Source organism: Streptomyces marokkonensis (assembly GCF_039539045.1).
Taxonomy (GTDB): Bacteria; Actinomycetota; Actinomycetes; order Streptomycetales; family Streptomycetaceae; genus Streptomyces; species Streptomyces marokkonensis.
Genome location: NZ_BAABCQ010000080.1, coordinates 20,131 through 33,650, shown reverse-complemented (window position 1 = coordinate 33,650; position 13,520 = coordinate 20,131). Strand labels below are relative to the sequence as shown.

General features: G+C 70.2%; 11 protein-coding genes. 6 read left to right on the top strand and 5 right to left on the bottom strand.

Annotation, left to right across the window (positions count from 1 at the left end; genetic code table 11):
* The first annotated feature begins 79 nt into the window (after nt 1–79).
* Nucleotides 80–676 carry a caspase family protein gene (locus tag ABEA26_RS20565; RefSeq protein WP_345594240.1) on the top strand — a complete coding sequence of 199 codons (597 nt, stop codon included), beginning with the start codon at nt 80–82 and terminating at the stop codon, nt 674–676.
* Between the two features lie 85 nt (nt 677–761).
* Here the strand turns inward: ABEA26_RS20565 and ABEA26_RS20560 are convergent, their stop codons facing one another.
* The gene (locus ABEA26_RS20560) at nt 762–1,187 is read right to left on the bottom strand and encodes an OsmC family protein (RefSeq protein ID WP_055469927.1); all 426 of its coding nucleotides are present in this window, start codon (nt 1,185–1,187) and stop codon (nt 762–764) included.
* Nucleotides 1,188–1,714: 527 nt separating this feature from the next.
* On the opposite strand from ABEA26_RS20560, the gene ABEA26_RS20555 reads away from it, so the two are divergent.
* The gene (locus ABEA26_RS20555) at nt 1,715–2,398 is read left to right on the top strand and encodes a response regulator (RefSeq protein ID WP_055469926.1); all 684 of its coding nucleotides are present in this window, start codon (nt 1,715–1,717) and stop codon (nt 2,396–2,398) included.
* 61 nt (nt 2,399–2,459) lie between these two features.
* Here the strand turns inward: ABEA26_RS20555 and ABEA26_RS20550 are convergent, their stop codons facing one another.
* Nucleotides 2,460–3,176: a hypothetical protein gene (locus ABEA26_RS20550; protein WP_328660074.1), complete on the bottom strand. Its 717-nt coding sequence runs from the start codon at nt 3,174–3,176 to the stop codon at nt 2,460–2,462.
* Between the two features lie 401 nt (nt 3,177–3,577).
* Between ABEA26_RS20550 and ABEA26_RS20545 the strand changes: the two genes are divergently transcribed.
* The gene (locus ABEA26_RS20545) at nt 3,578–5,551 is read left to right on the top strand and encodes a P-loop NTPase family protein (protein WP_345594232.1); all 1,974 of its coding nucleotides are present in this window, start codon (nt 3,578–3,580) and stop codon (nt 5,549–5,551) included.
* A gap of 1 nt (nt 5,552) precedes the next feature.
* Here ABEA26_RS20545 and ABEA26_RS20540 read toward each other — a convergent pair whose 3' ends face one another.
* A complete protein-coding gene (locus tag ABEA26_RS20540) occupies nt 5,553–6,914 on the bottom strand; it encodes a sensor histidine kinase (protein ID WP_345594231.1) in 1,362 nt (453 codons plus the stop codon).
* Nucleotides 6,915–7,218: 304 nt separating this feature from the next.
* Here ABEA26_RS20540 and ABEA26_RS20535 point away from each other — a divergent pair, with 304 nt between their 5' ends.
* From ABEA26_RS20535 to ABEA26_RS20525, 3 genes are all read left to right on the top strand, one after another.
* A complete protein-coding gene (locus ABEA26_RS20535; protein WP_345594229.1) occupies nt 7,219–9,369 on the top strand; it encodes an AAA family ATPase in 2,151 nt (716 codons plus the stop codon).
* A 118-nt stretch (nt 9,370–9,487) separates the two neighbouring features.
* On the top strand, nt 9,488–9,799 hold the full coding sequence (locus tag ABEA26_RS20530; RefSeq protein WP_282869531.1) for a hypothetical protein: 312 nt from the start codon (nt 9,488–9,490) through the stop codon (nt 9,797–9,799).
* A 399-nt stretch (nt 9,800–10,198) separates the two neighbouring features.
* Nucleotides 10,199–10,729 (top strand): GNAT family N-acetyltransferase, encoded by a 531-nt coding sequence (locus ABEA26_RS20525; RefSeq protein ID WP_345594227.1) that lies wholly within the window; start codon nt 10,199–10,201, stop codon nt 10,727–10,729.
* 359 nt (nt 10,730–11,088) lie between these two features.
* On the opposite strand, the gene ABEA26_RS20520 is transcribed toward ABEA26_RS20525, so the two are convergent.
* Both ABEA26_RS20520 and ABEA26_RS20515 read right to left on the bottom strand, forming a co-directional pair.
* Nucleotides 11,089–11,556, bottom strand: coding sequence for a cupin domain-containing protein (locus ABEA26_RS20520; RefSeq protein ID WP_345594225.1), 468 nt, complete (start codon nt 11,554–11,556; stop codon nt 11,089–11,091).
* 1,207 nt (nt 11,557–12,763) lie between these two features.
* Nucleotides 12,764–13,435, bottom strand: a complete 672-nt coding sequence (locus tag ABEA26_RS20515; protein ID WP_345594239.1) for a response regulator — start codon at nt 13,433–13,435, stop codon at nt 12,764–12,766.
* Between the last annotated feature and the right edge of the window lie 85 nt (nt 13,436–13,520).

The following is a 13,520-nucleotide window of genomic DNA, read 5'->3' as shown; positions in this document are numbered from 1 at the left end:
GGCCGGGCTCACACGGCCATGACGGCCATCAGAAGCGGAGTCGTAGGCTATAAAGCTTGAAGAGCAGGGTCCGTGAAATATCGGCAGCTTCATCTCCAGCCAGACGGAGACCGACCTCACCGCCGATGACATGCGACTGGCCATCGGCGAGTTTCTTACGGCCTGCGACGAGGACGAACTGGCCCTGCTGTGCATCTCGGGGCACGGTGTAAGACGGGTCAGAGACGGCGGCGAGTTCGACGTCGTCGCCCAGGACACCGACTTCGACCGGGTGGCCGAGACCGGTGTTAGCGCCGGTTTCTTCGATGAGCTGTTGGAACAGTGCGTCGCGCCACAGAAGGTCGTCATGATCGACTGTTGTCGCAGCAGTGGCTTCGCCGTCGGCCTACGCACCTCCGACCAGCAGCCGAACGGCGCCGTGGCCAAGTCTGGCGAGCCGGCCCTGCTGACCAGTAGAGGCATGATGACCGCCGGCGGCCCGCTGGACGACCTCGGCACCCGCATACGGCCGGAAGCCGGCACGCCCCCCTGCGCCGAGCAGACAAGGGACGACAAGAAGGGGGCCGGCCCGCCGCCCGTGAGGGTGGCAGGCCGGCGAGGCCGCGCCGGCCTCCGGTGGCAACGCCGTGGCCTGCCCACGTCGAATCGCCACTACGTGTCTTCAGCGGGTGCGTGAGTCAGACCTCTGGGGGACTGCACCGCAGTTCCGTCACAGAACCGGCTCCCTCCCGACACGTCATGTGGCGGTCCCCGCCCCTGTTTCAGGCCAGCTTCGCGGTCAGGGTGATGGTCGTGCCGGTCAGGGCCTGGCTGACCGGGCAGTTCTTCTTGGCGTCCTCGGCGGCGGCGACGAAGGTGTCGTTGTCGAGGCCGGGGACGGTGCCCTCCACCGTGAGGTGGATGCCCTTGATGCCCTCGCCGGGCTGGAAGGTGACGTCGGCGGAGGTGGTGAGCTTGGTGGGCGGGGTGCCGGCGCCGGTCAGGCCGTGCGACAGTGCCATGGAGAAGCAGCTGGAGTGGGCGGCGGCGATCAGCTCCTCCGGGCTGGTCCTGCCGTTCGCCTGCTCGGCGCGCGACGGCCACGACACCGGCTGCTCGCCGATGCCGGACGAGTCGAAGGTGACGACGCCGTTGCCCTCGAGCAGGTTGCCTTCCCAGACGGTGTGCGCGGAGCGCGTGGTTGCCACGGTGGTTCCCTTCGTTGAGCCTTCGGCCCCTGATCGGGGCAGCGAGCCCATCGGATCACAGGAGGACGTGGCACGGCGGCACGGTGTCCCACGGCGATACCGGCGGTCGTGCGGTGTCAGCACCGCCCGCGAACGCAGGCCCTCGCCCGGACGGCACGCTTCACGAAGTTGATCGTGATTTACTTCTGCGTAAGCGTGTACTGCATGCTGTGGGGCACGTGAGGCGGTAAGGCGAAGGCGGAGAGATCCGACAGATGATTCCTCAGTTGCTGGAGCAACCCTCTCGGGCCGGCTTGATCAGTCGCCAGGCCGGAGCAGCGTGCCTTCTCGTCTCTCCACGTCGGCTGCGTCACGCTGCGCGCATCGACCCAGCGCGTCCCGGACGACCCGTGCAGATATCGTGATCTGTCGTCATCGAGAGCCGGTACACATGCTCGTCGTCAGCGCATCGCTCGGGCGGCAGTCGAGTCGGCCGCCCGTTTCACCCGCACCGCACGCCGGTGCACCGCACGAAGGAAGCCTCTTCCATGGAGTCCGTCCGCGTTCTGCTGGTCGACGACCAGCAGATGATCCGCACCGGTTTCCGTCTCATCCTCGAATGCGAACCGGACATCGCCGTTCTCGGTGAGGCGTCCGACGGCGACTCCGCTGTTGAGCAGGTCCTCGCCCTGCGGCCGGACGTCGTCCTGATGGACGTCCGCATGCCCGGCACGGACGGTGTCGAGGCCACCCGGCGCATCGTGGAGTCCGGTGCGGAAGCCCAGGTCGTGATGTTGACCACGTTCGACCTGGATCGGCACGTCCTGGACGCTCTCAGGGCCGGGGCCGTCGGTTTCCTGCTCAAGGACGGGCCCGCACAGTCTCTGGTGGAGGCGGTACGGATGGTGGCCGCCGGTGACGCGGTCCTGTCCCCCCGTGTCACTCGGCGGCTTCTGGACCGCTTCGCCCGTCTGCCTCAGCCGGCCGTCGGGGCCGCGTCCAGGCGGCTGGAGCATCTCACGGCCCGCGAGGTCGACGTGTTGCGTGCGCTGAGTCGGGGGCTGTCCAACGAGGAGATCGCTCAGGAGTTGGACGTCAGCAAGAACACGGTCAGGACACACATCGCTCATATCCTGGAGAAGTACCATCTGCGGGACCGGGTACAAGCGGTGATCCTGGCCTACGACGCCGGCCTGGTCACACCGGTCGGGCACGCTTCCACCGTCCGCTGACAGGCTGCTCCTCCCTGACGGCCTCCCACGAACGAGTCGTCAGCGCATCCGGGGCGTGAAATCAGAGGCGCAACGGCGACTGCGCGGGCGGCACCTCGTACGGCACGGCCTCGCGTACACCCGAGTACCTGGTCCGGCCCCACCGGTGTACGGCGTCGACAGAGACCCCGTACGGCGCCAGACGTCCGTTCAGACGCATCACACGGGCTTGCAGCGCCCGTTTGCTCACCGGCTCCCCGGCGGTGCCGAGCAGCAGACCCAGATCGTGACAACACCACTCACGGGAAGGCAGGCTTAGAAGTTCCAACAACACCTGCTGAGAAGCCTGGTGAGGCACGACCTGCGGACGACTCTGGGACGGTGCCCGCAGGCGTTGACGCCTCGAAGAGAGATCGATCCACCTGCGTTCGGCGACGATCCGTCCGGCCAACTCCCTAGGAGGGGTGTCCCGGGGGAGCACGTTGACGGCCCCCGCACGCAGCGTGGCGACCACGTCCACGTCCCGGGGGGCCAGCACCACGACCGAGGAGATCGTGCTGAGCACGCGCACGCGCTGCTCAAGTCGGTCCGTTCCGCCGTCCTCTGACACATCGAGGACGGTCAGTCCGTCGGGCCTGCGCAGCAGCGACATGTAGGCCGGTGCGGAACCCCATGAGTGGGACAGGGCCGGCAGCACGTGGTACGGGCGCATGGTGCGCAGCAGACGGGCTGTCTTCTGCCGGCGCAGTGAGAGGACGACATCGACGGGGCAGGAGGAGGACATCGCAGTTGTGGGCATGGGCATGGGCATGGGGGTGGTACTCGTGTGGCGGGGGGTGGTACTCGTGTGGCGGGTCCGTTCCATGCTCGGCACCCCCGCGCGCCACCGGCTGCTCAAGCGGTGGTCGCCATGTGCTCACCTGTGCTCAACGGCGGCCGCCGAGGGTGCAGGGGCGACGAACTCTCCGCCCCTCGTGGGCGGCCGCTCTTGGTGATCCACGGACGCATATGCTCCTCTCGGAGTACTCCCGTCGCGGCCGCGCTCCGCGCTGTCGCGGTCAGCGGCCCGGGCGCGTCGGGCGAGACGGAGAGGCGGAGTGAGTGAGCACGCGCGGCGGCAGCCTGGGCCGGCGGTTGGAACGAGTCCGGGAGCGTTCATTCCTCGGACGCAGGCATGAGCTCCACTTCTTCCGCGCAGCGTTGCACGGAGCATCCGGCGCCGCCTGCGTTCTCTACCTGCACGGTCCGGAGGGCACGGGCAAGTCGATGCTCTTGCGCCGGTTCGCGCTGGAGGCCCGTGCCGCAGGCCGCACCGTCGTACGGGTCGACGGGCGGACCACGCCGGCGACCGCCGATGCGTTCACGCGTGCCGTACGTCCCGTCACGCGGGAGCCTGGAGCCGTTCTGCTCGTCGATTCCTTCGAGCACTGCCGGTCCTTGGAGGACTGGTTGCGTGAGGAGTGCCTACCCCGCCTCCCCTGGGGCACCGTGGCCGTCGTGGCGAGCCGCCACGAGCCTGACCCTCACTGGCCGGCCGACCCGGGCTGGACGGGGCTGCTGCGTGTACTGCCCCTCGGCGGTCTGAGCAAGCCCGACGCAGCGGCGTTCCTCCGGCAGCGAGGCGTGCTCCCTCACCTGCACGACGCCCTGCTGGAGTTCACCGGAGGGCACCCCCTGGCTCTCGCCCTGGCCGCGGAGGCGGCGGTGCGCACGGAGACCGATGGCGGTGCCGATCACGCGGATCCTCCGCTGGGCCAGGACGCCGCCGCCACTCTGCTGCGCCGGCTCGTCGGTACCCCGCCCGACGAGGCTCACCAGGCAGCCCTGGACGTGTGCGCCCAGGCCCGTGTCACTTCGGTGGCGTTGCTGCGGGCGGTCCTCGGTGACCAGGGCGAGGATCTCTTCCTCTGGCTGCGCGACCAGCCGTTCGTCCAGACCACCCGGCTCGGTGTGGCCCCCCACGCCGTCGTACGCGAGGCGCTGAGAGCCGATCTGCGCTGGCGTGATCCGGCCGGATTCGCAGAACTGCACCGGAGGATCCGGGGCCACCTGCTCGAACGGACGCGGCTCGGGCCCGCTTCCCGCGTCCTCGAGACAGTGGGGGACTTGCGTTTCCTCCACCGCGCCGGGCGCTTTCTGGCCGAGGCGCACGGTCGGCCGTCAGGCGGCCGGGCCGAAGAGCTGCCCCGCGCGGTCGGGCACGAGGCGACGCTGATCCGCCGGATACGCCGCCAGGAGGGGCCGGAGTCGGCGCGCATAGCCGCGCACTGGCTACGCGAGCAGCCCGAAAACGTCCATCTGCGCCGCCTCGGGCCCGGTGAGGAGGACGTCGGAGGTTCGGCGTGGTTGAGGCTCATGCCCTTCGAAGGGGAGGCGGAGGACCCGGTCGTCGCCGCCGCCTGGGCGCACACCAGGAAGCACGGGCCGGTGCGGGCCGGCGAGCACATCGCGCTGGCGCGGTTCCACGTCGGCGAGTACGGCGATCACCGTCCCTCCCCCGTGATGGACGCGTCCCTCGGGCACATGCTGGGGGAGATCATCCGCGACGACAGACTGGCCTGGGCGTTCGCCGTCCTGCGCGACGACGGCTTCTGGGACTCTCATCTGCGCCACCACGCCATGGAGCCGACGGCCGGCACGGTGACCGTCGACGGTCACCGTCACCGTCTCTTCGCCTGCGACCGGCGTGCCCTGCCCGCGGTGTTGGGGGGTGCGGCGAACGCTCCCTTGCTCACCGGCGCCGCTCCTGGTCCAGCCCGCTCCGGGAAGGATCCGTGCACGGCGGCGGAGATCCTGGTGCTGGGCGAGGAGGAGTTCGCCGTCGCCGTGAAGGCCGCTCTGCGAGCCTTGCGCCGGCCACGTGAGCTGGCGCTCAACCCGCTCCAGCGCAGTCGTCTCGTCCTGGCGCACGGCATGGGTCTCAAGGACGTGGCCACCAGCGCGATCGGCAGCCTGCCGCTCGAGCGCGGTGGTGACAAGGGCTACCGGGCGGCGACCGCCGCCTACGTCGAAGGGGCCTCGACGCAGGCGGCCGCCGCTCGGCGCCTGGGGCTTCCCCTCAGCACCTACCGCCGCCACCTGGCGTGGGCGACACGCCGGATCACGCGGATCATGTGGGAGCACGAACTGTCCGGAACCCCGCTGCTGTCACCCGCGGACCGGCCGCGGCGTTGACTCAGGTGACCGGGAGAGCGAGGACGGTCCTGGCCTCGTCGTCGTGGGACCCGGTGCCGTCCTCGTGGTCAACGGGCTCGGCGAGGACGCAGGAGCTCCGGTCGTCCGGCGGGGGCGGGCCGTACACGGACGGAAGGGGGAGGGCGGCATGCACACAGTAACCGCCTCCGGGCCGGTGACCGGTGTGCAGTGTGCCGCCCATGGCCGCGACCCGTTCCCGGATCCCGACCAGCCCGTGCCCCGCCCCCCGGTCGAAGACGTGGGCCGGTGAAGGCGCGGCCTGCTCGCCGGGGCCCGCGTCGCAGATCCTCAAGGAGAGCCTGCGGCGGTCGTGCTCCCACGTCAGCGTGACGGCGGTGCGGGTGCGGCCCGCGTGCTTGAGCGTGTTGGTGAGGGCTTCCTGCACGATCCGGTAGACCGCCAGTTGCGATCCGGCCGACAGGTCGGCCGGTTCCCCGCTGATGGCGCAGTGGACCTGGAGACCGGCGGCACGTACCGACTCCAGCAGCGCCGGGATGGCGTCGATGGTGGGCTGCGGTGGCTGCTTGCTGGGGTCGGTGTCGTCCTCGTCGTCGGTGCGGAGCACGTCCAGCAGTTGCCGTAGCTCGGCGACGGTGGCCCGGCCGGTCTCCTCGATGGTGCGGTGCAGTTCGTGGGCCTTCTCCGGGTCGCGGGCCTGGACCCGGTCGGCGGCGATGGTCTGCACGACCATGAGGCTGACGTTGTGGGCGACGATGTCATGCAGTTCCCGGGCGATGCGCGCGCGTTCCTCCATGACGGCGGCACGGGCTTTGGCGAGCTGTTCACCCTCCAGCGCCTTGGCGCGCTCCAGCGCCTGATCCTGCATGGCGGTCCGCGTTCGTACCAGCCGGCCGAGGGACCAGGCCGCGGCCGTCAGCACCGCCTCGGTCGTGCCCGCGGCAAGCCAGTGGCCCGCGGGCGCCAGCACGGCTTCCGTCACGGACAGCGCCGGAACGTGGAGGAGCGCCACAAGAGCGGCGGTGCGGTGCTCGGTCCGCACGGCGGTCAGGAACAGGGCAGTCGCGGCGCACAGGTAGGTGGGGCTGATCGCGGTCCCCTGCGGCCCCACGAGGTGGGGGACGTAACTCAGCGCCTGGAGGATGCTGCAGGTGACCGCGACCACCACGAGGCTCGCCAGCGGGAACCGGTGATGAACGGCAATGGGCGCACCGCAGACCAGGATGAGCGCGACCCACCAGCCGCCCGGCGCGTTGTGCAGGGCCTCGCTCGCAGGGACCAGGGAGGGCAGGGCCAGGCACCAGCCTGTCAGGAGAACGCCCAGGGCCAGGTCGGTCAGGGCGGGGGGCAGACGGCGGCGCGGCCACGAGTTCAGTGCGCTCATGACGGTCCACGGTAGACCGCGCCGGCCGACAGCGGCCCGCCGGGACACCGGAAGACGGCGTACCCCTCGTCCGTGGGTCAGCGCGAGCACGGACAGTCCGGATGTCGGTGCAGGAGCGTCCGGGGGCACGTACTCGTTCTCCAGGACGAGCAGGGGAGCGACCTCGTCCGGTCGGCCGATCCGCGAGTTCGCCTCGAAGGCGGAGCTCGGCGACGACCGGGACGGTTGGACTGGAGGGGTTGACCGATCCCTTCGCAGAGGAGTTCCGGTGAGTCCGGGACCAGTCCCTACCCGAGCCGACCCAGTGAGCGGCAGCAAGGCCACGGACCCCGCCGGCTCCTGTGGTGACGGTCTGCTCGGCGAGCACGTGGCCGCCGCACGTGCCCGGGCCTTCGTCGGCAGGGCGGCCGAGCGGGATGCGTTCCGAGCGGCGCTGGCGGGAGAAGCCGAAGCCCGTCCCGTCCTCTTCGTGCACGGGCCCGGCGGTATCGGTAAGTCCGCCCTGCTGCACCGCCTGTCCTGGGACGCGACCGCCGCCGGCAGGACGGTGGTGTGGGTGGACGGTGCGAGGACGCCGGCGGACGCCTGCGGTCGCCTGGATGCGTTCCGTGACGTCCTTAACGATCCCGCACCCGTCCTGTTGGTCGACAGCCTGGAGCGGTGCACCGGGCTGGAGGCGTGGCTGCGCGAGAGCTTCCTGCCCGACGTGCCGGGCGATGCGGTCGTGGTCATGGCGTCAAGGACCCCGCCGCAGCTCGGCTGGAGGACCGATCCCGGCTGGGCCGCCTGCGCCCGGTCGATGAAGTTGCCCGCGCTCAGTGCGGAGGAGACCAAGAGGGTCCTGGGCGACCAGGACGTGCCGCCACCTTTGAACGTCTCCGTGCGGGAGTTCGCGGGCGGCAATCCCCTGGCTCTGTCCCTGGTCGCGGCCGCCGCCCGCACAGGTGGGGAAGCAGGGTGGTCCATGGACGGGGGCGTCTCCCGACGGCTGACCGCGGTCCTGTTCCACCGTCTCGTCGGCGGCCTTCCCACCGAGCAGCACCGACGGACTCTGCAGGTGACCGCCCGGGCGGGGACCGTCACGGAGGAGTTGCTGCGCGCCGAACTCGGCGCCGGCGCGGCGGCCCGGTTGTTCGCGTGGCTGCGCGCGCAGCCCTGGGTGACGGCCGTCGGATGCGGTCTGCTGCTGGACGAGGCGGTGCGCAACACGGTCGCGCACGACGCCAGATGGAACAACCCCGACGGGTTCGCCGCTCTGCACGAGCGCCTGCACGACTACCTGGTGGAGCAGATACGCACCGTGCCTTTCGACCGCGCCCTGGACGCTGCGGCAGCCCTGCACCGCCTGTACCGGGACATCGCGGTGCTGCCACCCGCCCATGAGTGGGCCGCGCGGGACAGCCACGAGGACGAGGCGTGCAGACTTGTGGACGAGGCCACCGTGCTCGGCCTGACCGCGGACTGCGAAGGGCCGGAGTCCGCGGAGAACGCACGGTTCTGGCTGCGTCACCAGCCGGAGGCGTTCAGGGTCCGGCGGCCAGTCCCGTACGGCCCACCGCGAGCCTGCTCGGCCTGGCTGAGGCTGACGGCGTACGAAGCGGAGACAGCGGATCCCGTGGTCGCCGCCGTCTGGGACCACGTCCGGCGGCACGGGCCACTGCGGGCGGACGAGCGGATCTCGGTGGCCCGCTTCCACGCCGGCCCGCGAGAGCGACGGGACGCCTCATCCGCCTTGGCGCTGTCGCTGCGGTGCCTCGTCGCGGAGACCGTGCGGACCGGCGGACCGGCCTGGGTGTTCTTCGTGCTCCGGGACGACGGCGTCTGGGACGGGGCGCTGCGCCGGCACGGGCTGCTTCCCACGGAGCACCGCTGGGACGTCGGTGGCGTTCCCCAGCGTCTGTTCGCCCGTGACGTGCGGGTCTTCCCCGCTTCCGACTGGCTGCGCGGGCTGCTGCGCTCCGTGTCGGGTGAGGGCGACGGCCGCGACCCCTGTCATCGGGTAAACGGTGCCGGCCTCGTCCGCACGGATGAGGCGCGGACGCCGACGGGGGTACTGTCCGAGCTGGAGTTCGCCGACGCCGTGCACGCGGGACTGCGGGCGTTGCGGCGGCCGTCGGAGCTCGCGCTGAATCCGTTGCGGCGTAGCCGGGTGGCCGCCGTAGGCGGTGCAGACCTGGCGTCCGTGCTCCAACAGGCCGTCTACGAGCTGGCCGAGGAGCAAGGCGGGCACGGACCGCACCAGGCCGCGGTGACCGCGTTCGTCGAAGGGACGGCCACGCACCGGGCAGCGGCCGAACGACTGGGTGTGTCACTGAGCACCTACCGCCGTCATCTCAGGACTGCGGTCGAGCGCGTCTCGGCTCGTCTGTGGCATGAGGAGGTGTACCCGTCCGGTGTGCCGGACGGGTACACCTCCTCCGTGGGCGACCGGGAACAGAGCCGCGTGGACCGCTGACGCACGAGGGCGGCAGCCGGAAGGGCGGCACCCTCGTGCGGGTCTATGCTTCGCGGACTAGGTGCGATTCCTCCTGGTGGCCGAGATCGCAGCGGATTCCGCGCGAAAGGATCGGCTCATGGATCGCATGCATGTTCTCGTCGCCCTGGTCGCTGTTGTGGCCCTTGCCCTCACCGCATGGACCAAGCCTCTCAAGGTGTTGTCCTTCTGGCCCCTCGTCATCGTCTGCATGATCTCCTACCCCGTGGGCGCACGGCTGTTCTCAGCGTTCGAGGAGGGGCGGTCCGGCGGTGCGTGGGTCGAATGGACCTTCCTGCTCAGCGTCGCCCTTCTGATCACCGTGCTCGTCGCGTCGGCCCTCCGGTTCCTCACGTCCTCCCGAGGCCCACACACCGACCGTCACGCCTACCACCAGGACCCCGACGCGTGAGTGTCCCTCTCCCGTAGTCCGGTGAACCTTGATCTGTGAGGGTCCGGGGTTCCCCTGAGTCCGGAACGCTGCTGCGGCCCCGGACCGAGAGGTCGTGTCGGTGAGCGGGGCGCGGGGCGCGTGTTCCGAACAGTCCGTGTCGTTCGGCAGTGTCGCCGACACGGCTGTTGAGCACCATGCTTCGACGGTCAGCTTCGTCATGGACGACAGCCTCCCGCTCCGGCCGGGCCCGCACGGGAATGACTCCCTTCCAAGGGGCCGGGATCCTGCCATGGGGGACGACACCGCAAATGACGGTGACGAGCCCCGGTCGGTGGCCCCGCAACGGCTGTCGGCGGTTGCCGCACTCCTGCACCGTGCCCTGCCCCCGCCTTCCCTGACTCCAAGCCGAGGACCACTATGCCCGCCCCCGCTCCGACGACCACCGCACCCCATCGCCCCTGCCTGCCGCACACCGGGACCCGCACCATCACCCGTCCCGCTACGCTCGATGACTTCGACGCGGTGAACGCGCTGCACAACCGCTGCTCGCTCGAGACGCGCTTCGCGCGCTACCAGGCCGCCCGGCGTTCCCTGCGCCGGGGCGAGTTCCACCACCTGACCCGCCCCGACCTGGGCCTCACCTGGGTCACCCACCCGGAGGACGATCCACAGCGACTCATCGCGACCACCAACCTGGTCCGCACGACCGAGCCCAGCACCGCCGAACTCGGCATCATGATCGAGGACCCGTGGCAGAGCCGTGGCCTGGGCACCACGCTGGCGCAGTACGCCCGGGAGCAGGCCCGCACCTTCGGCTGCTGCTCCATGAGTGTCATGACCGGCTTGGACAACGTGCGCATGCTGAGAATCCTGAGGACGCTCGGTGCCTCCCGGCCCGCCGTTCACCGCTCGACCGCCGACCTCACCGTCCCCGTCGAGCAGCCGTAGCCGCTGCTGCCGGGCACCGCTGTCCTCCAGGACCGCACCGATCAGCTCGGGATCGATGATCTCGGTCAACTCGCCCAGATGGCCGGGCGCATACACGTCGAGGGCTGTCGCACCGGACCTGACGCTGACAGGATTCTGCGGCAACGGAACCTCCGGGACACTCGCAAAGGTTTCGACACCATGCGAACTACCAGAGGTCCCGCCTTCTCGACAGGGCGCACGAACCCTTAACGCACTGGCGTTGCACACAGTGGGACGCCATCTCGGCGCACCGTGGCCGGTGACCGGTATGCGTCTGGTGAACGTCCGCCCAAGCACCGGGTACGGCGGTTGCGGCGGCGTCGCGGAGGGGCGGTCGTTCAGCCGAGGGTGTAGCCGTACTTCTCGGCAACCTCGCCCATGGCGACCACATCGGCCGGGTCGAGGGGAGGGCCGACCTGGCCCCGGACACCGGGGCGGCCGATCTCCTGGAACATGCCGTCCATGCCGCCAGGCACATAGAGGAAGTACATGCGGGCGGGGTGGTCCGGGCTGGTGTTCTTGAAAGAGTGACGAACTCCCTTGGGGACATACACAACCCCTCCGGGCTCGACGTCGAACTGCTCGTCACCGACGGTCACACGAAGTGTTCCGTCAAGAAGAACGAACGTCTCGGACTCGCCATGGTGGGTGTGCGGCGGGGGGCCGGCATCGGCCGGAACGATGGCCTCTGCCAGGGACAGTTCACCGCCGGTGTCAGCGGCGCTGAGCAAGGTGGTGTAGGTGTCCCCTACGAGGAACACCGGGGAGCCGCCGTCCGGCGGTATGTGCAGCGGGGGCAAAGACATGGTTCGTACTCTCTTGCGGGTGCGGGGAGCGCTGTGTTGCGCCTTGCTTGCGGGAAGAGGCGTGGCCTGTGCCCGAACCACGGGCACGTCGGCCGCCACCTCGCGCCCATCCGGTGCCGGGAACGGTCGAAGAGCAGTCGGCGAAGATGCTCGCCGGACGGGTGGCGAGAACAGCGCCGCTCGTGGAGGGCGTGGCGTTCTCGGGGGTGTCGCGGGGGTGTCGCCGGGGCAGTGACGGCGGCTCGCCGGACCGGCCCGTTGCGTCGACGACTGCGGAGCGTGTGGTCTCCCAGGAGTCGCCGGAGGATCGTCTGCCCGCCGTTGGAGCCGGGTAGTTCCCGCCTCGGTGGGTCCGTCCGCCAACAGCACGAAGGGGCGGCAGAAGCGGGCGGCCGCGGTCAGCTCCTCGGGAGCCCTGCTGCCGCTCGTCTGCTCGCCGATGCCGAAGAAAACGAAGGTGACGGCGCGTTCGCCCTCAAGCGGGTTCCTTCCCAGACGGTGGGTGCAGGCACGGTGGGTCCCATCCTCCTCGTGTATCGAGCCTCGCGTCGGGGCTGCGGGACATATCCGAGCACACGATGCCGCGATACGGCGGCGCGCCCGATATCCCTTTTCTGGGGAATCGATCGCAGGGTCGGCGGCCGCGTCGCCGACGGTCGAACGCCGCCCTCCAAGGAGCGCCGGTCGCTTCACCCATCAGTGAGGTTTGCTTCCGTAGAGGTGTGTTCTTGGAGCGGTGTAGGTGGGTGAAGCCAGGAATCACGTGTGGAGGATGCCGTCCGAGTGACCTTCACGTTGCTTCAGTGACTGATGCGGCGCGACTCGTCGATCGCCGGCAGGAGCAACGCGCCGTCTCGTCCGTCCGCGAACCCCGTGTCTCGACGGCACGGATCGTCGCAGTGAGATCACGGAACGACCCGTGCGGGTTTCGTGACCTGCTCTGCTGGTGGTCTTCGTGGTCGTACCTGCCGAGCAGCAGCGCACGGGGAGCGGACAAAGACCCGGCGGTGACTGTTCCGGGGCCCGGCCCTTCCGCGCTGGGCGGCCTTGCTTTCGGGGTCCTGGACGGCAGGCGAAGAAGGCTGGGCGGAGTCGGCCCGCGCAGGGCAGCGGCGGCGCAGTCCACCGCGGGTCCGCGATCGCGACTGCCGGCTTCGCGGCCAACTCTCCCTCTGATCGCCCTGGTGGCAGGCAAGCGGAGGGCCGCTCAGAGAGCCGGCGTCACCGACGGGCGGACCAGCCCACTCTCGTAGGCGAAAATGGTCGCCTGCACACGATCCCGTAGGCCCAGCTTGTTGAGCACTGAGCTCACGTGCACCTTCACCGTTCCCACGGCTACTTCCAGACGCGCGCCGATCTCCGCGTTGCTCAGGCCCGTGGCGACGAGGACGAGGATCTCGCGTTCGCGGTTGGTGAGGCTGTCCAGCGCCCTCGTGATCTCCGGAGGGAAGGAGGCCCCCCGAGCGAAGGCTGCTATCAGACGTCCCGTGACCGCGGGCGCGAGGACGCCGTCACCGGAGGCGACCACCCGTATCGCGGTCAGGAGGTCCTCCGGCTCGGAATCCTTGAGCAGAAAGCCGGAGGCCCCGGCGCGCAGAGCCTCGTAGACATAGGCGTCGAGGTCGAACGTGGTGAGCACGAGAACCCGGGCGCCGCTGCCGTGATTGGTGATCAGCCGGGTCGCCGTCAGTCCGTCCATACCCGGCATGCGGATGTCCATGAGCACCAGGTCGGGCGCGAGCTGTGCCGACATCGCCACGGCCGCGTCACCGTCCGCTGCCTCGCCGACCACGGTCATGTCGGCCTCGGTCGTCAGGATCGCCACGAAACCCGCGCGGACGATCGCCTGATCGTCCACGACCAGCACACGGATACCGATGGTCCTGCTCCTCTCTTCGCCCGCACCGGGGCCACTGTCTGCGCCGCATCCTCCCATGGAGGCGGTGCGCGGGACCCACCAGGTC

What these genes read in the sequence shown, in the direction of transcription:
- ABEA26_RS20555 (WP_055469926.1), top strand. Translation starts at nt 1,715, where the DNA reads ATGGAGTCCGTCCGCGTTCTGCTGGTCGACGACCAGCAGATGATCCGC.
- ABEA26_RS20550 (WP_328660074.1), bottom strand. Translation starts at nt 3,176, where the DNA reads ATGCCCACAACTGCGATGTCCTCCTCCTGCCCCGTCGATGTCGTCCTC.
- ABEA26_RS20540 (WP_345594231.1), bottom strand. Translation starts at nt 6,914, where the DNA reads ATGAGCGCACTGAACTCGTGGCCGCGCCGCCGTCTGCCCCCCGCCCTG.
- ABEA26_RS20530 (WP_282869531.1), top strand. Translation starts at nt 9,488, where the DNA reads ATGGATCGCATGCATGTTCTCGTCGCCCTGGTCGCTGTTGTGGCCCTT.
- ABEA26_RS20525 (WP_345594227.1), top strand. Translation starts at nt 10,199, where the DNA reads ATGCCCGCCCCCGCTCCGACGACCACCGCACCCCATCGCCCCTGCCTG.
- ABEA26_RS20520 (WP_345594225.1), bottom strand. Translation starts at nt 11,556, where the DNA reads ATGTCTTTGCCCCCGCTGCACATACCGCCGGACGGCGGCTCCCCGGTG.